22 protein-coding genes are annotated in these 20,616 nt (G+C 56.3%); 19 read left to right on the top strand and 3 right to left on the bottom strand.

Features of this window, described 5'->3' with window-relative positions; genetic code table 11:
- The first annotated feature begins 9 nt into the window (after positions 1–9).
- From mrdA to DWX75_RS08005, 8 genes are all read left to right on the top strand, one after another.
- Positions 10–1,797: a penicillin-binding protein 2 gene (gene mrdA, locus DWX75_RS08040; protein ID WP_118015819.1), complete on the top strand. Its 1,788-nt coding sequence runs from the start codon at positions 10–12 to the stop codon at positions 1,795–1,797.
- A gap of 47 nt (positions 1,798–1,844) precedes the next feature.
- Positions 1,845–2,495 (top strand): septum site-determining protein MinC, encoded by a 651-nt coding sequence (gene minC / locus DWX75_RS08035; RefSeq protein WP_118015818.1) that lies wholly within the window; start codon positions 1,845–1,847, stop codon positions 2,493–2,495.
- Between the two features lie 10 nt (positions 2,496–2,505).
- Positions 2,506–3,297, top strand: a complete 792-nt coding sequence (minD, locus tag DWX75_RS08030) for a septum site-determining protein MinD (protein WP_118015817.1) — start codon at positions 2,506–2,508, stop codon at positions 3,295–3,297.
- 15 nt (positions 3,298–3,312) lie between these two features.
- Positions 3,313–3,588: a cell division topological specificity factor MinE gene (gene minE / locus DWX75_RS08025; RefSeq protein ID WP_118015816.1), complete on the top strand. Its 276-nt coding sequence runs from the start codon at positions 3,313–3,315 to the stop codon at positions 3,586–3,588.
- A gap of 14 nt (positions 3,589–3,602) precedes the next feature.
- The gene (gene rodA, locus DWX75_RS08020; protein ID WP_369974344.1) at positions 3,603–4,706 is read left to right on the top strand and encodes a rod shape-determining protein RodA; all 1,104 of its coding nucleotides are present in this window, start codon (positions 3,603–3,605) and stop codon (positions 4,704–4,706) included.
- Between the two features lie 163 nt (positions 4,707–4,869).
- Positions 4,870–7,524, top strand: a complete 2,655-nt coding sequence (locus tag DWX75_RS08015; protein WP_118015814.1) for a TIGR03960 family B12-binding radical SAM protein — start codon at positions 4,870–4,872, stop codon at positions 7,522–7,524.
- A 28-nt stretch (positions 7,525–7,552) separates the two neighbouring features.
- Entirely contained in the window at positions 7,553–8,989 is a 1,437-nt protein-coding gene (locus DWX75_RS08010) for an Rne/Rng family ribonuclease (protein WP_118015813.1), read from the top strand.
- A gap of 24 nt (positions 8,990–9,013) precedes the next feature.
- Positions 9,014–9,220 (top strand): hypothetical protein, encoded by a 207-nt coding sequence (locus tag DWX75_RS08005; protein ID WP_118015812.1) that lies wholly within the window; start codon positions 9,014–9,016, stop codon positions 9,218–9,220.
- 43 nt (positions 9,221–9,263) lie between these two features.
- Here the strand turns inward: DWX75_RS08005 and DWX75_RS08000 are convergent, their stop codons facing one another.
- Together DWX75_RS08000 and DWX75_RS07995 are read right to left on the bottom strand one after the other, a co-directional pair.
- Complete coding sequence (locus DWX75_RS08000; protein WP_118015811.1) at positions 9,264–10,022, bottom strand: hypothetical protein; 759 nt, start codon at positions 10,020–10,022, stop codon at positions 9,264–9,266.
- 16 nt (positions 10,023–10,038) lie between these two features.
- The gene (locus DWX75_RS07995; protein ID WP_118015810.1) at positions 10,039–10,923 is read right to left on the bottom strand and encodes a LysR family transcriptional regulator; all 885 of its coding nucleotides are present in this window, start codon (positions 10,921–10,923) and stop codon (positions 10,039–10,041) included.
- A 213-nt stretch (positions 10,924–11,136) separates the two neighbouring features.
- Here DWX75_RS07995 and DWX75_RS07990 point away from each other — a divergent pair, with 213 nt between their 5' ends.
- Together DWX75_RS07990 and dcuC are read left to right on the top strand one after the other, a co-directional pair.
- Entirely contained in the window at positions 11,137–12,465 is a 1,329-nt protein-coding gene (locus DWX75_RS07990) for an amidohydrolase (protein ID WP_118015809.1), read from the top strand.
- A gap of 30 nt (positions 12,466–12,495) precedes the next feature.
- Complete coding sequence (dcuC, locus tag DWX75_RS07985; protein ID WP_118015808.1) at positions 12,496–13,746, top strand: C4-dicarboxylate transporter DcuC; 1,251 nt, start codon at positions 12,496–12,498, stop codon at positions 13,744–13,746.
- 86 nt (positions 13,747–13,832) lie between these two features.
- Here dcuC and DWX75_RS07980 read toward each other — a convergent pair whose 3' ends face one another.
- The gene (locus DWX75_RS07980; RefSeq protein WP_199497555.1) at positions 13,833–15,053 is read right to left on the bottom strand and encodes a dicarboxylate/amino acid:cation symporter; all 1,221 of its coding nucleotides are present in this window, start codon (positions 15,051–15,053) and stop codon (positions 13,833–13,835) included.
- 193 nt (positions 15,054–15,246) lie between these two features.
- Between DWX75_RS07980 and DWX75_RS12000 the strand changes: the two genes are divergently transcribed.
- The 9 genes from DWX75_RS12000 to DWX75_RS07940 all read left to right on the top strand — a co-directional run bounded on the left by DWX75_RS12000 (position 15,247) and on the right by DWX75_RS07940 (position 20,609).
- A complete protein-coding gene (locus DWX75_RS12000; protein WP_147671562.1) occupies positions 15,247–15,447 on the top strand; it encodes a hypothetical protein in 201 nt (66 codons plus the stop codon).
- Positions 15,416–16,141 (top strand): 30S ribosomal protein S2, encoded by a 726-nt coding sequence (rpsB, locus tag DWX75_RS07975; protein WP_118015806.1) that lies wholly within the window; start codon positions 15,416–15,418, stop codon positions 16,139–16,141. The genes DWX75_RS12000 and rpsB overlap by 32 nt, the downstream gene beginning before the upstream one ends.
- Positions 16,142–16,217: 76 nt before the next feature.
- Positions 16,218–17,087 carry a translation elongation factor Ts gene (gene tsf / locus DWX75_RS07970; RefSeq protein WP_118015805.1) on the top strand — a complete coding sequence of 290 codons (870 nt, stop codon included), beginning with the start codon at positions 16,218–16,220 and terminating at the stop codon, positions 17,085–17,087.
- A 110-nt stretch (positions 17,088–17,197) separates the two neighbouring features.
- Positions 17,198–17,941: a UMP kinase gene (gene pyrH / locus DWX75_RS07965; protein ID WP_233519524.1), complete on the top strand. Its 744-nt coding sequence runs from the start codon at positions 17,198–17,200 to the stop codon at positions 17,939–17,941.
- Positions 17,938–18,495: a ribosome recycling factor gene (gene frr, locus DWX75_RS07960; RefSeq protein ID WP_118015803.1), complete on the top strand. Its 558-nt coding sequence runs from the start codon at positions 17,938–17,940 to the stop codon at positions 18,493–18,495. The genes pyrH and frr overlap by 4 nt, the downstream gene beginning before the upstream one ends.
- A gap of 1 nt (position 18,496) precedes the next feature.
- Positions 18,497–18,706, top strand: coding sequence for an RNA-3-phosphate cyclase (locus DWX75_RS07955; RefSeq protein WP_118015802.1), 210 nt, complete (start codon positions 18,497–18,499; stop codon positions 18,704–18,706).
- Between the two features lie 3 nt (positions 18,707–18,709).
- Positions 18,710–18,880, top strand: coding sequence for a DUF362 domain-containing protein (locus tag DWX75_RS07950; RefSeq protein ID WP_036378266.1), 171 nt, complete (start codon positions 18,710–18,712; stop codon positions 18,878–18,880).
- A gap of 85 nt (positions 18,881–18,965) precedes the next feature.
- Positions 18,966–19,754, top strand: a complete 789-nt coding sequence (locus DWX75_RS07945) for an isoprenyl transferase (protein WP_118015801.1) — start codon at positions 18,966–18,968, stop codon at positions 19,752–19,754.
- Between the two features lie 24 nt (positions 19,755–19,778).
- A complete protein-coding gene (locus DWX75_RS07940; protein ID WP_118015800.1) occupies positions 19,779–20,609 on the top strand; it encodes a phosphatidate cytidylyltransferase in 831 nt (276 codons plus the stop codon).
- Positions 20,610–20,616: the final 7 nt, after the last annotated feature.

Here is a 20,616-nt window from a genome sequence, read left to right as displayed (position 1 = left end):
GGTACTATTTTGGGTGATAAAGACGATTTCAACAGCAGATTGAGGACTCTGATGATCGTGTCGGTCCTGGTCATCGCCGTGCTTATCGGACGAGCCGCCTACCTGCAGATCTATCAGGGTGAGTATTATGCGGGCCTTGCCGACGGCAACCGCATCCGTATCGTGCCGGCCATGGCACCGCGCGGCACCTTCTACGACCGCAATGGCGAACTCCTCGTCACGAATCGTCCGGGTTTTTCCGTGTCGCTGCTGCCGCTGACGGCACCAATCTCGGATGATGTCATTGAGCGCCTTTCCAGCCTGCTCAAGGTACCGGCCGAGGATATCAAGAAGAAGATAGCCGGACACAGCGGCTTTGATCCCATCCGCATCAAGACGGATGTCACGCCGGATATCGTTTCGATCATCGAGGAACAGAAGAGCTCGTACCCCGGCGTCGTCATCGAGGTCACGCCAATCCGCGACTATATTCTCAAGCAGGAGGGGGCGCATACCTTCGGCTACGTCAGTGAGATCAATGACACCGAGCTTGAGAAGATGAAGGACCAGGGATATAAATCCGGCGATATCATCGGCAAGTTCGGCCTCGAAAAGGTCTACGACAAGGAGCTGCGCGGCGAGAACGGCGGCCAGCAGGTCGAGGTCGACGTTTCGGGCAAACCCGTGCAGATCCTTGGCCGCAAGGAGCCTGTGCCGGGTGATGATCTCGAGCTTACGATTGACATCAAACTGCAGCAGGCTGCGGAGAAGGCTGTCGACGATCAGCTGACGCAGATCGGCGCTCATGCGGCGGCTGCTGTCGTTATGAACCCGCAGACTGGCGAGATCCTCGCGATGGTCAGCCGTCCGGCCTTTGATCCAAATCTCTTTGCACACGGCATCTCGTCGAAGGACTGGAATCAGCTCAACAACAATCCGTACCATCCGATGGACAACAAGACCATCACGGGCGAATATCCGCCAGGGTCCACATTCAAGATCGTCACGGGCACAGCGGCTCTGACCGAGGGCGTCGTGACGCCGGATGAACAGATTTTTGACTCGGGTCACCACTGGATCATCCCGAAGGGCAACGCCGACGGCGAAGCGCTCGGCTGGCTGAATTTCCGCACGGCTCTTGCACACTCCGATAACGTTTATTTCTATGAAATGGGCAACCGCCTCGGCATCGACCGCCTCGAGAAGTACGCGCGCATGTTCGGGCTCGGCCAGAAGACGGGCATCGATCTTCCCTATGAGGCCACGGGTCTTGTCGCCAACCGCCGATATAAGGAAAAGAACTTCGATGACGGTGAGTGGTATCTGTCCGAGACGTTCGATGCGGCCATCGGCCAGGGCTTCAACCTTGTGACACCATTGCAGGCCGCGATGGTCATGGGCGAGATTGCAGCCGACGGCAAGCGCTATAAGCCGCATGTCGTCAACCGCATTCTGGCACCAGACGGCAGTGTCGTCAAGGAGTTCCAGCCAGAGCTGCTGTCGCAACTCGACGTGCCGGAAGAAGATATCAAGCTGGTGCAGGATGGCCTGCACGATGTCACGAAGTACGGTACGGCCGCTTCGAGCTTCCGCGGATTTACCGTCGATATCGCCGGCAAGACCGGTACGGCTGAGAACTCGCAGGGCCGCGACCACGGCTGGTTCGTGGCATATGGCCCGTTTGACAATCCGAATATCGTCGTCGCCGTCATCGTCGAGAATGGCGGTTACGGATCCCAGTCGGCTGTACCGATTGGCCGCAAGATTCTCGAGGCTGCATTCGGTTTCAACCAGGACAACGGCGATGAAAAGAAATAAGCAGAGAAGATCCTTGAGGTAAGGGAGAGGGGAGTCGTCGAATCGTCATGCAAGATGAGATTGTGAAGATCAAAGGCGGAAAACGGGGACTGCAGCTGAGTTTTGCAGAGGATGCATCATTTGAGGATATCCGGGCACATATCGAGGAAAAGCTCGAGTCCGGTTCCGGTTTTTTCCTGCGCGGCACCCTGGTGCTGGTGCCGCGTGAGCGTTTTCTGCACGAGGAACTCGAAAAGCTCCAGAAGCTGTTCCATGCACATGGCCTGATTTGCCGGACTGCAGTTCCGCAGGAAGAGCAGCAGGCACCGGCTGCGAAGAAGCCGGCAGCTGCCCGCAAGGCCGCAGCTTCCAAACAGGCGGCGGAACAGGTACAGGAGATGGTGGTCGTCAACCGCACGCTGCGCGGTGGACAGGAGATCCGCACGGACAGCTCGGTGCTTGTCTGCGGCAATGTGAATCCGGGCGCGCAGATCATTGCGGGCGGCAGCATTGACATCCGCGGCACCTGCCGCGGTCTCGTGCATGCCGGTGCGGCGGGAGATACGAGTTCCTTTATCATCGCCGATCACCTGATGCCGACACAGATCCGCATTGCGAATCTCATCGCCAGATCGCCCGATCACATGGAGATGACTGAGCGCGCGGAGCGCGCTTCCATCAAGGATGGCCAGATTGTTATCGAACCGATAGAAAGGTAGGACAAGGGGTATGAGCAAAATTTATGTAATCACTTCGGGCAAGGGAGGCGTCGGCAAGACGACGACCACGGCAAATCTCGGCGTTGGCCTTGCCATGCGTGGCAAGAAGGTTGTTCTCGTCGATACGGATACGGGCCTCCGGAACCTCGACCTGCTGCTGGGCCTCGAGAACCGCATCATGTACGACCTCATCGATGTGGCCGAGGGCCGCGTGAATTACAAGAAAGCCCTTGTGCGCCACAAGAAGTATGAGACGCTCTTCCTCCTGCCGACTTCGCAGGTCAAGGACAAGACGAGCGTCAATCCAGAGCAGCTCGTGAAGCTCTGCGAGGATTTGCGCAAGGAGTTTGACTACATCCTCATCGACTGCCCGGCTGGCATTGAGCAGGGCTTCAAGACGGCCATTGCCGCCGCCGATACGGCCATCGTCGTGACCATGCCGGAAATCTCGGCCGTGCGCGATGCTGACAAGATCATCGGTGAGCTCGCGCGTGCAGAAAAGGAAGACATCAAGCTCATCGTCAACCGCATTCGCCCGCAGATGGTCGAGAGCGGCGACATGCTTGACATGAATGACATCAACGACATCCTGTCCATCGACTGCATCGGCCAGGTGCCGGACGACGAGATGGTCGTCACGAGCACGAACAAGGGCGAGCCCTGCATCACGATGGAAAATTCCCAGGCAGGCCAGGCCTACCGCAATATCGTGGGCCGCATCTGCGGCGAGGAAATTCCGTTTATGGAATTCCCGAAGGAAACGTTCTTCCAGCGCCTCAAGCGCCGTGTATTCGGAGATTAAGGAGGAGAGACAGGCATGCTTGACAACTTGATGCAGAAGATCTTTGGCAAGAAGGAGAAATCGGGCCGCATTGCGCATGACCGCCTCAAGGTCGTCCTGATCCACGACCGCGCCAATATTTCTCCGGAAGTCATGGAAAATCTCAAGAATGACATCATTCAGGTGATCTCGAATTACATGGAGATCAATCAGCAGGATATGGATATCGCCCTCGAGAACGATGAGGACTCTGTTGCCCTCGTGGCCAATATCCCGGTAAACCGCATGAAGCATGATGCGGGCAAGAAGTGAGTGCAGCATAAATGATGAAGAAACGCTATTGGCGTCGTACCGATTTCATTCTCATCGCTGCCACGGCAGGCATCATCATCATGAGCCTGGTCATCATCGGCAGTGCGACGCATATCAATACACCAAGTGAGGAACGTTACTGGTTTGTGCAGCGGCAGGGCATCTTTGCCCTGGTCAATGTGGCTCTGGCGGCTTTTCTCATGAATTTTGACTACAAGGTCCTGCAAGGTTACGGCAACAAGCTTTACGTGTTCAACCTGATCCTGCTGGTTGCCGTTATGCTCGTCGGCCAGTCGGCTCTCGGCGCACAGCGCTGGATTATGATCGGCCCAATCAGCATACAGCCGTCGGAGTTCTCCAAGCTCATCATGATCATCTCGCTGGCGACGATGCTCGACGACAAGGTCGGAAAACTCAATACGCTGCGCGATCTCCTGCCCGTGGCCATTTACGTGGGCATCCCGTTCCTGCTGGTCCTCAAGCAGCCGGATCTTGGCACGTCACTCGTCTTCATGGCCATTTTCTTCGGTATGGTCTTTGCGGCGGGCATCAACCTGCGCCTGCTGGGCGGCATCTTTGCCGCGGGCGTGGCCGCCTGCCCGATTCTCTGGCATTTCCTCAAGGACTACCAGAAGATGCGTCTGACGGTCTTCATGAATCCGAATGTCGATCCGCTTGGTTCCGGTTACCACATCATCCAGTCCAAGATCGCCATCGGTTCGGGCATGCTCTTTGGCAAGGGCCTCTTCCATGGCACGCAGAGCCAGCTGAACTTCCTGCCGGAGAACCATACGGACTTCATCTTTGCCGTAGTCGGCGAGGAACTGGGCTTCATCGGCGTGACGTTTCTGCTGCTGCTGTACCTGCTGGTCCTTTGGCGCGGCATCGTGACAGCCCGTGATGCCGGCGATACCTTTGGCCGCCTGCTGGCCGTCGGCATCACTTCGATGCTGGCCTTCCACGTGCTGGTCAACGTCGGCATGACCATGGGCATCATGCCGGTCACGGGTATCCCGCTGCCTCTGATGAGTTACGGCGTCAGCTCGCTGACGACAAATATCATGTCCATCGCCATCCTGCTGAACATCCAGAGGCGAAGACAGAAATTGGTGTTCTAGTGCACGTCTGACCGATTGCGGCAGGCGTCACGGCAAAGCCTTCCCCGCAACGGGATCTGCTGGCGGCTGCGTCCGCCGTTCCCGGCTCCATCGTGTGGATCGGGGAGGGCTTTTTTACGGAATGAATACATATGAGCAAACAGATTAACGGAGGAATGAACGAATGGTACGACTCGAACATGAAGTGCTCCAGTCGGTATTGAAGCCTTCCCGCTATACGGGCGGGGAGTGGAATGCAGTCAGGAAGGACCATGCGGACGTGGCTTGCACATGGGCCCTGGCGCTGCCCGATGTCTATGAGGTCGGCATGAGCAACCTCGGCCTGGCCATCCTTTATGAGATCCTGAACCGCCGGCCGGACATTGCAGCCGAGCGTGTCTATGCGCCGTGGGTCGACATGGAAGATGAGATGCGCAAGCGTCATATCCCTCTCTTCTCGCTGGAGACGAAGACGGAGATCGCCGCCTTTGACTTCCTGGGCTTTTCCCTGCAGTACGAGATGATTTACAGCAATGTACTCAACATGCTGGATCTTTCCGGCATACCGGTCTGGGCGAAGGATCGCGGCGAGGATATGCCGTTCGTGGTCGGTGGCGGCCCCTGCGTCTACAATGTGGAGCCTGTGGCGGATTTCTTTGATTTCTTCATCATCGGGGAAGGCGAGGAGGTCATCGTCGAGGTATCGGATGCGCTGATGGCCTGGAAGAAGGAAGGACGGCCGGGTGGCCGCCGCGGCTTCCTGCAGCGCCTGCTCGACGTCGATGGCATCTACGTGCCGTCTTTCTATGAGCCCGTTTACGACGACAAGGGGAATTATCAGGAGATGCGCCCGCTGGCAGAGCAGGCGAAGCCCGTCATCTACAAGCGTGTGGTCAAGGATATGGATGATGCGATCTCGGTGGAGCATCCCGTCGTGCCGTACATGGATATCGTCCACAACCGCATCATGCTGGAGCTCTTCCGCGGCTGCTCGCGCGGCTGCCGCTTTTGCCAGGCCGGCATCTGCTATCGTCCGGCCCGCGAGCGCACGGAAAAGAATCTGCGCAGGATGGCCCGCGGCCTTGTCGATGCCACGGGCTACGATGAGATGAGCCTGACCTCGCTCTCCTCGGCGGATTATTCCTGCCTTGGCCGCCTCGTCGATGATCTCATGACGGATTTCCAGGATGAAAAGGTCAGCTTTTCCCTGCCGTCCCTGCGCATTGACAGCTTCTCCATCGAGCTGGCGCACAAGATGCAGCAGGTCCGGAAATCGGGTCTGACGTTCGCGCCGGAGGCTGGCACGCAGCGCCTGCGCGATGTCATCAACAAGGGCGTCACGGAGGAAAACCTCATGCAGGCATGCGGCGCGGCCTTCCGTCAGGGCTGGAAGCAGGTCAAGCTCTATTTCATGATGGGTCTGCCGACGGAAACGGATGAAGATGTCATCGGCATTGCCAAGCTCGCCAAGAAGGTCGTCGACCTCTATACGGAAATCAAGGGCAGGCGCGGCTGCAAGGTCACGATCTCCGTGGCCTGCTTCGTGCCGAAACCCTATACGCCGTTCCAGTGGTTCGGCCAGCTGCCCATCGAGGAGTTCCAGCGCCGCCAGCAGCTCTTGAAGGAACACATCACTGACCGCGCCATCACGTTCAATTACCACGATGCCCGCCTTTCGGTGATCGAAGGCGTCTTCGCACGCGGCGACCGCCGGCTTGCCAGAGTCCTTTACCAGGCATGGCAGGATGGCGCAAAGTTTGACGGCTGGTCTGATCATTACAAGGATGAGATCTGGCATGAAGCATTCCGCAAATGCGGCGTGGACATGGGCTATTACAATCTGCGCACGCGCAGCTTCCAGGAGCCGCTGCCGTGGCTGATCACCTCGCCGGGCGTCAATCAGGAATTCCTGCTGCGCGAATGGCATCATGCGATGGCCGCGGCGCTCACCGAGGACTGCCGCCGCGGCAAGTGCAGCGCCTGCGGCATCTGCCCGAACCTCGGCGTTCACGTCATCGATTATCAGAGGCAGGAAATGGCGCGCCTGGCAGAGAAAAAAGGAAATGAGGCTGAATCTGAACCGGTGCATACGGAACCAGCCGTCGATGCGGAGACGCAGCAGCGTGATCCGAGAGGGCCGGGCCGACCGCGCCAGCTCTTTGCCTGGCGTGCAGAGATCACCAAGGGCGAGGAGCTTCGTTACGTTTCGCATCTCGACTATGCCAATATCTTCCTGCGCGCCTTTGACCGCGCGAAGCTGCCGATGGCTTATTCCGAAGGCTTCAATCCGCATATGAAGGTATCGTTTGCCTCGGCGCTTTCTCTCGGCGTGACGAGCGCTTCGGAGTATATGGATTTTGAGCTGACGAAGCCGCTTTGCCAGCCGGAAATCTTCGACCGCCTGCAGGCGGAACTGCCGCCGGGCGTGCGCCTCTTGAAACTCCGGGAAATCAAGGGCCGGCACAAGGCACTGATGTCGGAAGCCGATGAAGCCATCTACACGCTCCATGTTCCGTATGCGGGAACGGAGAAGGAGGCACTGCGGGTGCTTGCCGCCTATAACGCCGCACCCGAAGCCGTCTGGCACCGCGTGACGCCGAAGAAGACGCGCGATATCGAGACGAAGCAGTACATGAAGAAACCAGTGACTGCCGTATGGACGGATGGGGCTCTGGACCTGACGATGGACATCGCGATTACGCCATCGGGCAGCGTCAAGCCTCTGGAAATCCTGACCCTCCTGCAACAGGATTACAGGCTTGCCGTCAAGCCCGCAGAAGCCCTGATTGAACGCCAGGGCATCTGGAGCAAGGGGCGCAAGCTCATCGATCTGGTTTGAGCAGGATTTCGTGATTGGAAGTGAAAAGATGAAATCCATCATCGTGAATATTGTACCGGAGGAAACGCGTATGGCCATCCTGGAGGATGGCGAACTCGAAGCGGTAGAGATGGAACGTGCCTCGCATTCCCATCTCGTCGGCAACATCTATAAGGGGCGGGTGCAGAATGTCCTGCCCGGTATGCAGGCAGCCTTCATCGATATCGGCATGGAGAAGAACGCCTTCCTCTACATCGGTGATGGCCTTCCCCATGAGACAATCGAAGCCATGCCGCCGCACACGCGCATCCACATCGGCCAGAGTCTGCCCATCCAGATTGTTAAGGATGCCATCGGGACAAAGGGGCCGCGGGCGACCATGCATATCTCCCTGCCGGGTCGTACGGTCGTCCTGATGCCGACTGCCGCTTACATCGGCATGTCGCGCCGCATCGAGGATGAAGCGGAACGCCAGCGCCTGCATGCGATAGCAGAACGCATCTGCCCGGAGGGCATGGGGCTCATCATCCGCACGGTGGCAGCCGGTCACAGAGAGGAAAGCCTGCGGCGTGACGTGCAGTATCTCGTGCGGCTCTGGGAATCCATCCTTTCGCGCTACAAACTGAAGAGCTCTTCTTTGCTCTACCGCGATGCGGACCTCCTGATCCGGCTCGTGCGGGACAATTTTACGGCGGACATCGATGAACTCGTCATCGATAACGCCGAGGCCTGCCAGCGGGTACGCAACCTCGTTGCAGGGCTTTCGCCTGAGCTCGTGGACCGCGTGCACTGCTACGACAAAAAGCAGCCGATTTTCAAGGCCTATCATATCGAAGAAGAAATCGAGAAACTCGGAGACCGGGAGGTGGAGCTGCCCTCGGGAGGCTTCCTGGTCATCGACAAGACGGAGGCACTGACCGTCATCGATGTCAACACGGGCAAATACGTCGGCAAATCGAATCTTGCCGAGACGGTTTACCGCACGAATCTCGAGGCCGCGGCGGAAATCCTCAAGCAAATCCGCCTGCGCGACATCGGCGGCATCATCGTCATCGATTTCATTGATATGGAGAAGGAGGAACAGAAGGAGCAGCTGCTGACCTATATGCGCGAACAGGTCAGGCATGACCGCACGAAGACGAATATCGTCGACATCACGAGTCTCGGACTCGTCGAAATCACGCGCAAGAAGTCCCGCCAGAATATCGACAGCATCGTCTACAGTGAGTGTCCGACCTGTCACGGCCGTGGCCGCGTGGAATCGCCGGAAACGGTATCCATTCGCATCAGCCGTGATATCCGCCGCATGGAGCGCACATCGCACGCCAGGGAGGGCTACGAGATCGAAGTCCACGAAAGCGTGGCCGAAGAACTGCGCCAGAATCAGCTCATGATGAATCTGGCGGCTGAGTTCGGCACGGATATCAAGGTAACGGTCAAGCCGGGCATGCATCCGGAAAACTATACCATCCTTCAGCAGGGCTGAGCTATTTGGAAGGGAGAAATCTTCATGAGTATTTTGATCAAGGATACGACGCGTGAGGAGCGCGAGGAAATCGTACGCAGGACGCTCTCCTGTGAGTCGGGCTGTGAGAATTGCTCCGGCTGCGCACTGGGAGCGGGTGATCCTTTCGAGATGTACAAGCCGTACATCGAGGGCAAGCTGGAGATTCGCGAGATCAATCGCCGCTTCAATGCCAAATACGGTATCCACTGAATAAAAAAGCCATTGCCTGATTATGCCGGGCAATGGCTTTTTTTTAATGGCTTTCTTTATGGGCAGCCTGCTTGATGATCGTCTCAAGATTCTCGAGCATGGAGGTCAGAGCCTGTTTGTTCTTGCTGGCATCGAAGCCGTTGACGGCATGGAGCGTATCGGAAAACTGGCCGGCCAGGGAATTTAGCAGCTGCCGCTGGAGGCGGTTGCCGTCCAAGGAATCGCCTTCAATGGAAGCCGTCTTTTCAATCAGCTCGCAGGCTGACACCATCGTGGCCATGCGCATGCAACCGATGATCGTGACATCATTACGCAGATAGGAACTGTATTGGGGCGAGAGCAGGACACCTTTATCGACGAGGTGACCGACACCTACAATGTATCGGGCCTGCCTCAGTTTCTGGATGACCTGTTTGGCCGGCATGTCCTCATAGGCGATGGTTTCGAAATCAATGTCGTTGATATGGTAATCGCGGCACATCTTTACCATGAGCCTGGCCGAGCGATCATGGGAGTTGAAAATGTAGACGCGTTCACCGGCAGGAATGTGCGAAAGGGCGATGAAGAACTCTGCTGTAGGCCTCAAATCGAGGACAACGAGAGATTCGGGCGGGATGAGTGAAAGCATTTTCTCCCGTTGGGTCAGTGCGCATACATAGAGATCCGTGTCTTCGTGACCGGTGATATTCGCACTGACCATACTACGTATGTAGACGGAGCCGCCGACAATCCGGCGTACGACGTGCAATACTTCTGCGGCGTTGAGTTCGTTGCTGCCGGCAGCAATGATGCGAGTTGTCATGTGGATCCTTCCTCTCTCAACCATCATAGGATTCCTGTAAAAATGCATATAACTTTTCAGCGGCATGGGCAATCGTCCGTTTTTGTTTGCGTGCAATGGTCAATACGATGACCGGACTGTCAGCCAGCGGCACTTCCCTGACCATTTTGTTCTGGATGGCACCGGACGGCAGGATGCCAATGCCGCTGCCTGAAATGATGAGACTGGCAATCATCTGAGGATATGTCGTTTCAAATATCGGGCGTTCCGTCAGATTTTGCTGCTGGAAGCAGTGATCGATGATCTGCCGGTAACCGCAGGATTCAGGGGGCAGCAGGAGCAATTCCTGCCTCAAATCCTTGAAGTGAAGTTCCTGCTTGTGCGCAAGCAGATGGAACTGGGGAAGATAGGCGGAGAGATGCTCCTGGTGGATGCCTGCGCATTCCAGTGAGGGTTCCGCATCCAGTTCCTGCGTCAGGAGAGGAAGAAAGGCGAGATCAATCTGGTCTTCTTCCAGTGCATGGCGCAACTCCTTGGTATTGGCCTCCAGAAAACGGAAACGCAGCGTGGGATACATATTGTGGAATTTTGCCAGCAGAAACGAACTCACGGATAAGCCGGTCAGCGGTGAAAGTCCGATCTGGATGATGCCGCTGGATAAATTCTTGAGTTCTGCAGCTTTCTGAGCGGCCAGTGAAATATCTTTCATGACGGTGCCCGCGTGCTGATAGAAGATCTTGCCTTCGCTCGTCAGGATGGCCTGCTTTTTATTGCGGTCAAACAGGACCAGTCCGAGTTCATCCTCCAGTTTCTTGATGGCTGTCGTGACGGACGGCTGGGAAACGTAGAGCTGTTCTGCGGCGCGCGTAAAACTCCCGGTGTTGCTGACCGCTAAAAAATATTCTAATTGTTTCAGTTCCATGACCAATCCTCCGGTAATGGTTTTGTTATGATGTTATTAGTATAACAGCAGAACGGCTTATAATATAGACTTCACTCATTTATGATACCTTGTACTATTGCCATCTTCTATGATGTGATTCAATCTATTTATTATATCGTCTGAAATTCTCATTATAATGAATATATGAGTTATGAAATGATAACAAATATAAATAGTTTTAGAGAGGAGAAGATGACATTGGATATCCAGGAAACAATCATGAAGATGGCAGATGGCATGAAAGATGAGCTCGTGACGCAGCGCCGTGATCTGCACATGCATCCGGAGCCGGCGTGGACCGAATTCCGCACGGCGGCACTCGTGGCGGAGCAGCTGCATGATCTCGGTTACGAGGTGCTGGCGGGCGAACAGGCCGTGGCCAAAGAATACATGATGGGGGTGCCGTCTGCCGAGGTCCTGGAGCAGTCACAGGCCCGCGCAATCCGCGAGGGCGCGGATCCTGCCTGGGTGAAACGCATGCGGGGAGGCATGACCGGCGTCGTGGGCATCATGCATTTCAAGCGCCCCGGGCCCGTTGTGGGCATGCGCTTTGACATGGACTGCAACGACGTATCGGAAACGCAGGATGAGAAGCATCGCCCGAATGTCGAAGGTTTTGCCAGTCTGCATCCCGGTGCCATGCACGCCTGCGGCCACGATGGCCATACGACGGTGGGGCTCGGGGTCGCCAAGGTCCTGGCCTCGCTGAAGGATGAGCTGGCGGGAACCATCAAGCTGGTCTTCCAGCCGGCGGAGGAGGGCGTGCGCGGTGCCCGTGCCATGGTGGAACGCGGCGTGGTCGACGATGTGGATTTCATGCTGGGCGCACATTTCGGCTTCAAGATGAAGGAAACGGGCAGCATTGCCTGCAATGTAACAGGGTTCCTGGCCACGAGCAAATACGATGCCCATTATATCGGCAAACCGGCTCATGCGGGAGCGGCACCGGAAAAGGGGAAGAATGCCCTGCTGGCCGCCGCCTGCGCAACGCTGAACCTGCATGCCATTTCCCGTCATTCGCAGGGCATTACCCGCATCAATGTAGGACATCTTGAGGCCGGCAGCGGCCGCAACATCATCGGCGATACCGGCCTCATCAAGCTGGAGACGCGCGGCGGCTCCAGTGCCATCAACCACTATATGGAAGAGGAGGCCCTGCGCATCATCAAGGCAGCTGCCGCCATGTACGATGTACAGTACAAGATTGAGCAGGTCGGCGGCGCAGCTGGCGGCAGCAATTCACCAAAGCTGGCCGCTTATCTGATGCGTCAGGCCAAAACACTCGGCATCTTCCACAAGATCGTGGATGAATGCCCGTTCGGAGCCAGTGAGGATTATTCGTACTTCATGGAACGCGTGCAGTCTCATGGCGGCCAGGCCGCGTACATGATGATTGGTGCAAATCTGGCTTCCGGTCATCATGATGCACATTTCGACTTCGATGAAACAGCTCTGGTGTATTCTCTGAAAATGCTTGCCAGCTCGGCAGCCGGTCTGCTCCTGGGCAAGTCGATGGAATGAGAGGCATGATCCGATAAGAGGAGGATTTTTATGATTATTGCAGGTATCGTCATCGTCATTGCGACCTTCGTCCTGATCGTCAAGAAATATGAAACACGCTTTGTGCTGTTTATTTCCGGCATGCTGATGTGCCTGATCGGCGGCATGCTGTCAGCCGGCACGACGGCGTTCATCAAGGAATTCACCAACGCCGGCCTGGTGCCGACCATCTGCACCGTGCTCGGTTTCAGCTATGTCATGGAATATACGAGCTGTTCCGCCCACATGGTCTACTGCATTTCCTCGGCACTGAAGCGGGTCCCGATCATCATCATACCAGGTGCTGTCATCGTCACCTTCCTCGTGAACATCGCCCTGCCGAGTGCAGCCGGCTGTGCGGCGGCCGTCGGCGCACTCCTGATTCCGGCGCTGATCCGCACGGGCGTGCATCCGGCCATGGCGGCATCGGCCGTATTCCTGGGAACCTGGGGCAGTACGATGAGCCCGGGGCTCATGTTCAATCCGCAGGTCGCTCAGCTGGCGGGAATGGATGTCATGAGTGTCATCGCGCTCTTTTCCCGCCAGGTACTGTTTGCGGCCGTGATTGCGGCGGTACTCCTGACGGTCATTGCCTGGGTGCGCAAAGAAAACAAAGGCTATGTGGCACCGAAGGATATTGAGGACAGCGAGGACTTTCACGTCAATTATTTAAAGGCCGTCATGCCGGTCGTACCGCTTGTGCTGCTGGTCCTTGGCAGCAAGCAGGTGGCTGTGATCCCGGAAATCTCGGTGCCGGTGGCCATGCTGGTCGGTGTGGCGCTTGGCATGCTCCTCGTGCGTCCGAATATCAAGGAGACGACTTGCAAGTTCTTCCGCGGTGTTGGCGATGGCATGTGTGATGTCGTGGGCTTGATTGCGGCAGCTGCCTGCTTTACGGCCGGCATGAAAGTCATCGGCCTTACGGATGCACTCATCGAGGCCATGAAGAGTTCACAGCAGATTGCACAGGTAGCAGCTGCGTATGGCCCGTTCCTGATTGGTGCAATCTCGGGGTCTGGCAACGCAGCAGCGCTGGCCTTCAATGGTGCGGTCACGCCTTTTGCCAATGAATTCGGCTATGGCATTGCGGAACTTGGATCCATGGCTCAGATTGGTGCAGGCCTTGGACGCTGCATGAGCCCGGTTGCTGGTGCCGGCATTATCTTGGCAAAGATGGCCGGTGTCAATCCGATGGAACTGGCAAAACGCAATGCCATTCCTACCATCGCGGCCGCGTTTGTGGTCATGATCACCCTGCTGTAAGCACAGACCATCTTATACGAACGATACAAAAAAGGAAGTATCCGCGCGGATACTTCCTTTTGTTATGCATGGTTTTGGGGATTTGATCAGCCGTTGCGTGCAACCTTGGCGGCATGCTTTTTCTCTTCCTGATCCATGACGATGGCAACGGCACCGTCGCCCGTGATGTTCAGGCAGGTACGGAACATGTCGAGGACACGGTCGATGCCGGCGACGAGTGCGAGACCTTCCATCGGGAGGTTGACGCTCTGCAGGACCATCGCGAGCATGATGAGGCCGGCACCCGGCACACCAGCCGTACCGATGGAGGCAAGCGTACCCGTGAGGACAATCATGGCCATCTGGCCCATCGTCAGGTCAATGCCGAAGACGTTGGCGACGAAGAGCGAGCAGACGCCCATGTAAAGGGCTGTACCATCCATGTTGATGGTTGCGCCGAGCGGCAGGACAAAGGAAGATACGTCACGGGATACACCGAGTTTTTCCTGGCAGTTTTTCATGTTGACTGGCAGGGCAGCGGCACTCGAGCAGGTCGTGAAAGCAATCAGCATGGCTTCACTCATGCCGCGGAAGAACTGCAGCGGCGTATGATTACCCCAGATCTGGGCAAGCGAGGAATAAACACAGACGGCATGGATGATACAACCGACAGCGACGCAGGCAATGACGGAGATCAGCGGCAGCAGGACAGCCGGGCCGTTCTTGGCAACGACCGGCAGCAACAGGGCAAAGACGCCGTACGGAGCGAACTGCATGACGATGCCGATAATCTTGTAGGAAACTTCTGCGCAGGCATCGAAGAACTTGACGAGGAACTCGGCGCGTTCGCCGCCGACCTTGAGGATGCCGACGCCGACAAACAGCGAGAAGACGATGACCGGCAGGATATCCGCCTTAGCCATGGATGCGACCGGGTTTGCCGGGATCATGGCTACGAAGACCTGCATGATGGACGGTGCTTCCTTGACTTTGACGACAGCATCCGACGTCATCTGGAGGCCGACGCCTGGATGGACGAGGCCGGCGATGCCAAAGCCGATGACGATGGCGATGGCCGTGGTGACGAGATAGAGGCCAATCGTCTTGAGACCGATGCGGCCGAGTTTCTTCGTGTCACCCAGGCTCGTCATGCCGACGACGAGGGAGCAGAAGACAACGGGGACGATCATCATCTTGATGAGGTTGATGAAGATCGTGCCGATTGGTGCAATCCACCAGTTGATGAATGGCAGGGCGGATTCACCCACGATGAGACCTACGATGACAGATAAGATCAGGGATATAAAGATTTTGATAGAGAGGTTCATAGTAATCACTCCTTTTTAATACATTAATATAATTTATGATAACATTTCCCCGTCTATATCTTCAATTATAGAGAAAACCCTGTGTTTTGTCCACGAACTGCACGCAAGTATACGGTATACATAAAAATACATCAAAGCTTCATAGAAGAGCATGATAAATTATAATATAATATATAATAATAAGGAAAAGAGGATGGATGGGATGAAAAATAATTTTTCAAGTGGATTGTCTTCCTTCCAAGATTATGATATAATCGTTGACGGTGTAAAAATAGCACGCGATTCGATCGCCGCCCTGTGCCCCAAGCGGGTGGTGCGGAGAAATGAAGATCGCGGAAGAAAAAAACAGGAGGTGCACCAACATGGCAGTTATTTCCATGAAACAGTTACTTGAAGCAGGTGTCCACTTCGGACATCAGACGCGTCGTTGGAACCCGAAGATGGCAAAGTACATCTTCACGGAGCGCAACGGCATCTACATCATCGACCTGCAGAAGACGGTCAAGAAGGTTGACGAGGCTTATGCATTCCTGCGCAGCGTTGCTCAGGAAGGCAAGAGCGTTCTCTTCGTCGGCACGAAGAAGCAGGCACAGGAAGCCATCAAGGAAGAGGCTACGCGTGCAGGCCAGTTCTATGTCAATGAGCGCTGGCTCGGCGGCATGATGACGAACTTCCAGACAATCCAGAAGCGCATCGCTCGTCTGAAGGAACTCGAGGCCATGGAAGCAGATGGCACGTTTGAAGTCCTCACGAAGAAAGAGGTCCAGGGCCTCCGTCATGAGATGGAGAAGCTCGAGAAGTACCTCGGCGGTATCAAGGACATGAACAAGCTGCCGGGCGCACTCTTCATCGTCGATCCGCGCAAGGAGCGCATCGCCGTTGCTGAGGCTCGCAAGCTCAACATTCCTATCGTTGCCATCGTTGATACGAACTGCGATCCGGATGAAATCGATTACGTCATCCCGGGCAATGACGACGCAATCCGCGCTGTCAAGCTCCTCACGGGCCGCATGGCTGATGCTGTCCTCGAGGGTCGTCAGGGTGAAGACGGCGAGGCGGAAGCTGCAGAAGCTCCGGCTGCTGAGTAATCCATATCGAGAATAGACCGGGAGGGGTAAGGGAGTTATCCCTTGCTCCTCTTTTTTAATAGGAGGAATAAAACCAATGGCAAAGATTACGGCTGCAATGGTAAAAGAGCTGCGCGAGACCACTGGCGCAGGCATGATGGACTGCAAGAAGGCCCTGACGGCTACGGACGGCGACAAGGCCAAGGCAATCGACTGGCTCCGTGAAAAGGGCATTTCGAAGGCTGAGAAGAAGGCTGACCGCATCGCTGCAGAGGGTGCTGTCGCAGCTTACATCAGCGATGATGCCAAGGTCGGCGTTCTCGTCGAAGTCAACTGCGAGACGGACTTCGCTGCCGGCAACGAGCAGTTCCGCGCTCTCGTCGCCAAGATTGCCAAGCACATCGCTGACACGAATCCGGCTGACCTCGATGCGCTGAACAACAGCGAGCTCGATGGCAAGACGGTTGCTGCCCTCATCACGGAAGCTACGGCTACGATCGGCGAGAAGATTTCCCTGCGCCGCTTCGTCCGTTATCAGAGCGAAGGCCGTGTGGCAAGCTACATCCACATGGGCGGCAAGATTGGTGTCCTCGTTGACCTGACGGGCGGCGACGAAGAGCTCGGCAAGGATGTTGCCATGCAGATCGCTGCAGCTGCTCCGGCAGCCATCGACCGCAGCGGCGTCGATGCAGCAGCTCTCGAGCACGAGAAGGAAGTTCTCCGCAAGCAGGCTCTCGAAGAGGGCAAGCCGGAGAAGATTGTTGAGCGCATGGTCGAAGGCCGCATCAACAAGTACTACAAGGAAGTCTGCCTCAACGAGCAGATTTTCGTCAAGGATTCCGACAAGACGGTCAAGGATATCCTCGGAGATGTCAAGGTAACGGCATTCACGCGCTATCAGCTCGGTGAAGGCATCGAGAAGAAGCAGGAGAACTTTGCTGCTGAAGTTGCTGCTCAGATGAAATAATCGACTGGAAACGGTGAAAGAAAGAGAACACATAATGGATTGTGTTCTCTTTTTTTAAAGGTTATAATAAGGGAAGATGCAGTAGTGTATCGAGTGGCGCATTGGCGTTGATGGAGGTAAGCATTTTGGATACAGCGAAATATAAACGAGTCGTCCTGAAGCTCAGTGGTGAGTCCCTGGCAGGTGAGCAGGGCTTCGGCATCAATCCGTCTGTGGTTGAGGATATCGCCAAGCAGATCAAGAAGGTGCGCGAACACGGTGTCGATGTCGCTGTCGTCGTCGGCGGCGGCAACATCTGGCGCGGACTGGCCGGTTCCGCCAAGGGCATGGAACGCGCTACGGCCGACTACATGGGCATGATGGCCACGGTCATGAATGCCCTGGCTCTGCAGGATGCACTCGAGAAGATGGATGTCGATACGCGCGTGCAGACGGCTATCGAGATGCGTCAGGTCGCTGAGCCCTACATCCGCCGCAAGGCCATTCGTCATATGGAGAAGGGCCGCGTCGTCATCTTCGGCGCTGGCACGGGCAATCCGTATTTCTCCACGGATACGACGGCTGCACTGCGTGCCGCCGAAATCGAAGCCGATGTCATCCTGATGGCCAAGAAGGGTACGGACGGCATTTACGACTGCGATCCAAACAAGAATGCAGATGCCAAGAAGTTCGATTCTCTGACGTACATCGAGATCATCAACAAGGGCCTGCAGGTCATGGATACGACGGCTACGAGCCTCTGCATGGACAACAAGATTCCCTTGCTTGTATTCAACATCGACGATCATGAAAATATCGTGCGCGCTGCCCTCGGTGAGGAAATCGGCACGACGGTAGGAGGAAATGACAGATGACCAATGAGATTCTCGCGTCCCATGAGGAACGCATGAAAAAGAGCATTGAAGCGCTCAAGCATGAATTCGCTTCCCTGCGTGCAGGCCGTGCTACGCCGTCCCTGCTCGATAAGGTCATGGTGGATTACTACGGTGCGCCGACGCCGGTCAATCAGATTGCGAAGGTTTCCGTTCCGGAACCGCGCATGATCCTGATTCAGCCGTGGGAGAAATCCATTCTGCATGATATTGAAGTGGCCATCATGAAATCGGATCTCGGCCTGAACCCGAACTCCGATGGCACGGCCATTCGCCTGGCCATCCCTGCTCTCACGCAGGAACGCCGCCAGGAGCTCGTCAAGGCCGTCAACAAGAAGACGGAAGAGGCGAAGGTTGCGCTGCGCAATGTGCGCCGCGATGGCAACGAAGAGTTCAAGAAGCTCGAGAAGGCCAAGGAAATCACGGAGGATGAGTCGAAGCGCGGCCAGGAAGCCATGCAAAAACTTGTTGACAAGTACGTGAAACTGGCCGACAGCGCCAAGGCCGTCAAGGAAAAAGAGGTCATGGAAGTCTGATATGATACCAGACGTACTGGGAAGACCCCTTGACGAGGCCGAGCATTTGCTCGCGCAGGCGGGCTGTGCCTGGCAGACGGAAATTACACGCCCTGTGCGTGATTTTTTCAAGACAGATGAACACTGTCTCTATGTCGTGCGGCAGAAGACTCTGCCGCAGGGCAGTATCATGCTTACCCTTGCGGCTAAGCAGAGAAAGGAGGCGAAATGAGTTATGGCATACAAAATCACGGATGATTGCATTTCTTGCGGTTCCTGCGCTGCTACTTGCCCGGTTGAGGCAATCAGCGAGGGTGCTGAGCACTACGAGATCGATGCAGACAAATGCGTTGAGTGCGGTGCTTGCGCTGCCGGCTGCCCGGTATCCGCAATCGAAGCTCCTTGATGCATGATGAGCGGCCCCTCTTATGAAAGTCGAGAGGGGCTTTTCCTTATTGTGTAGATATCCTCAGGATGGAGGACAAGCAAAGATGTGGAAAAAGATATTTGGCGGCAAGGCACAGCCAACCAAGGAGGAACTCGCCAACCCGCTGTTCGATAGAATCAACTGGGAACGTCTACCGCGCCATGTGGCCATCATCATGGATGGCAACGGGCGCTGGGCCCAGGGACGCGGCCTCGTGCGCACGGCCGGTCATAAGGCCGGCGTCAAGACGCTCAAGAATGTCCTCAAGACGGCTATCGACCTGCGCCTCGAAGCACTGACGGTCTATGCGTTCTCGACGGAGAACTGGAAGCGTCCGCGCCCGGAAGTCGATTTTCTCATGAAGCTCTTTTCGGATTATCTCATCAAGGAGCTTGAAGAGATGAACGACTACAACGTGCGCATCCGCTTCATCGGCCGCAAGGATGGCATGCCGGAAAGCCTGCAGCGCCAGATGACGGCAGCGGAGGAGCTCATGAAGGACAATACGGGCATCCGCTTCAATGTGGCGGCGAATTATGGCGGCCAGGACGAATTGCTGCGCGCTGCACGCAGCCTCGCGCAGCGTGTGGCCGCCGGAGAACTTTCAGCAGCGGATATCGATGAGGAGCTCATGGAAGCTTCGCTCGATACGGCAGGAGACCCGCCGGTGGATCTCGTTATCCGCACGAGCGGCGATCAGCGCCTCTCGAACTTCCTTTTGTGGCAGTCGGCCTATGCTGAGTTTTACTTTACCGATACGAATTGGCCGGACTTCACTCCCGCATGCTTCGTGGATGCGATGGTGGAGTTTGCCGGGCGGGACCGGCGCTTCGGCGGCCTGAAAAATACCTGATTACATGAAGAGGAGCGTATTGCGTTGCTTACTAGAATCATCACGGGCGTGATCGGCATTGTGCTGGCCGCGGCCGTCATCCAGATGGGCGGAGCCCTGTTTGCCGGCTTTGCCCTGCTGCTTTCTCTCCTGGCCTGGTTTGAATACACGCGGGCCTTCGCCAGAAAGGGGGAACGGCTGACGTTTCTTCTTGGTATTGTCGGCCTGGTGTTGCTCTGGGGCTGTGCCTGGCTCGGCAATGCGGATGAGACGGTGGCTGTCAGCACGGGCATTGTCCTCGTCGTCCTGCTCATGGCCGTGCTGCTGCATGGGCGCGTTTCCTTCCCTGCAGCCTGTCTCTCAGTCGGCGGTATCCTTTACTTCGGGTATCCGTTCGGCCATATGGTCATGCTGCGGTTTCTCTATCCCGAGCAGATGCTCGCGACGCCCGTCGGCCCGATGGCCTTTGGCTGCGCGATGATTTGGGTGATGTTTCTCTGTACCTGGGCATCCGATACCTTTGCGTATTTCACGGGCTCGGCCATCGGCCGCCACAAGCTCTGTCGCACGATAAGCCCCAACAAGACCATCGAAGGCTTCCTGGGGTCTGTGGTAGGCACGACAGCCGTCGGAGCGGGGCTCGGCGTCTTCTTTTCCCTGCCGCTCCTCGAGATGGCAGTGCTCGGATTCTGCATTTCCATCCTGGCAACGCTCGGCGATCTCGTGGAATCCGTGGCCAAGCGCTATACGGGCATCAAGGATTCCGGAAACATCATCCCGGGACATGGCGGTGTCTGGGACCGCTTTGACAGCGTGCTCTTCACGGCACCGCTCGTGTATTACTTTGTGCTGCTTTCGGGCCTGGGCCTGAAGTGATGGAGGG

The sequence above is a fragment of the Mitsuokella sp. AF21-1AC genome (assembly GCF_003458855.1).
Classification (GTDB): Bacteria; Bacillota; Negativicutes; order Selenomonadales; family Selenomonadaceae; genus Mitsuokella.
This window is presented reverse-complemented; position numbering and strand designations above follow the sequence as displayed.

What these genes read in the sequence shown, in the direction of transcription:
- minC (WP_118015818.1), top strand. Translation starts at nt 1,845, where the DNA reads ATGCAAGATGAGATTGTGAAGATCAAAGGCGGAAAACGGGGACTGCAG.
- minD (WP_118015817.1), top strand. Translation starts at nt 2,506, where the DNA reads ATGAGCAAAATTTATGTAATCACTTCGGGCAAGGGAGGCGTCGGCAAG.
- minE (WP_118015816.1), top strand. Translation starts at nt 3,313, where the DNA reads ATGCTTGACAACTTGATGCAGAAGATCTTTGGCAAGAAGGAGAAATCG.
- rodA (WP_369974344.1), top strand. Translation starts at nt 3,603, where the DNA reads ATGAAGAAACGCTATTGGCGTCGTACCGATTTCATTCTCATCGCTGCC.
- DWX75_RS08015 (WP_118015814.1), top strand. Translation starts at nt 4,870, where the DNA reads ATGGTACGACTCGAACATGAAGTGCTCCAGTCGGTATTGAAGCCTTCC.
- DWX75_RS08010 (WP_118015813.1), top strand. Translation starts at nt 7,553, where the DNA reads ATGAAATCCATCATCGTGAATATTGTACCGGAGGAAACGCGTATGGCC.
- DWX75_RS08005 (WP_118015812.1), top strand. Translation starts at nt 9,014, where the DNA reads ATGAGTATTTTGATCAAGGATACGACGCGTGAGGAGCGCGAGGAAATC.
- DWX75_RS08000 (WP_118015811.1), bottom strand. Translation starts at nt 10,022, where the DNA reads ATGACAACTCGCATCATTGCTGCCGGCAGCAACGAACTCAACGCCGCA.
- DWX75_RS07995 (WP_118015810.1), bottom strand. Translation starts at nt 10,923, where the DNA reads ATGGAACTGAAACAATTAGAATATTTTTTAGCGGTCAGCAACACCGGG.
- DWX75_RS07990 (WP_118015809.1), top strand. Translation starts at nt 11,137, where the DNA reads ATGACATTGGATATCCAGGAAACAATCATGAAGATGGCAGATGGCATG.
- dcuC (WP_118015808.1), top strand. Translation starts at nt 12,496, where the DNA reads ATGATTATTGCAGGTATCGTCATCGTCATTGCGACCTTCGTCCTGATC.
- DWX75_RS07980 (WP_199497555.1), bottom strand. Translation starts at nt 15,053, where the DNA reads ATGAACCTCTCTATCAAAATCTTTATATCCCTGATCTTATCTGTCATC.
- DWX75_RS12000 (WP_147671562.1), top strand. Translation starts at nt 15,247, where the DNA reads ATGGATGGGATGAAAAATAATTTTTCAAGTGGATTGTCTTCCTTCCAA.
- rpsB (WP_118015806.1), top strand. Translation starts at nt 15,416, where the DNA reads ATGGCAGTTATTTCCATGAAACAGTTACTTGAAGCAGGTGTCCACTTC.
- tsf (WP_118015805.1), top strand. Translation starts at nt 16,218, where the DNA reads ATGGCAAAGATTACGGCTGCAATGGTAAAAGAGCTGCGCGAGACCACT.
- pyrH (WP_233519524.1), top strand. Translation starts at nt 17,198, where the DNA reads ATGGAGGTAAGCATTTTGGATACAGCGAAATATAAACGAGTCGTCCTG.
- frr (WP_118015803.1), top strand. Translation starts at nt 17,938, where the DNA reads ATGACCAATGAGATTCTCGCGTCCCATGAGGAACGCATGAAAAAGAGC.
- DWX75_RS07955 (WP_118015802.1), top strand. Translation starts at nt 18,497, where the DNA reads ATGATACCAGACGTACTGGGAAGACCCCTTGACGAGGCCGAGCATTTG.
- DWX75_RS07950 (WP_036378266.1), top strand. Translation starts at nt 18,710, where the DNA reads ATGGCATACAAAATCACGGATGATTGCATTTCTTGCGGTTCCTGCGCT.
- DWX75_RS07945 (WP_118015801.1), top strand. Translation starts at nt 18,966, where the DNA reads ATGTGGAAAAAGATATTTGGCGGCAAGGCACAGCCAACCAAGGAGGAA.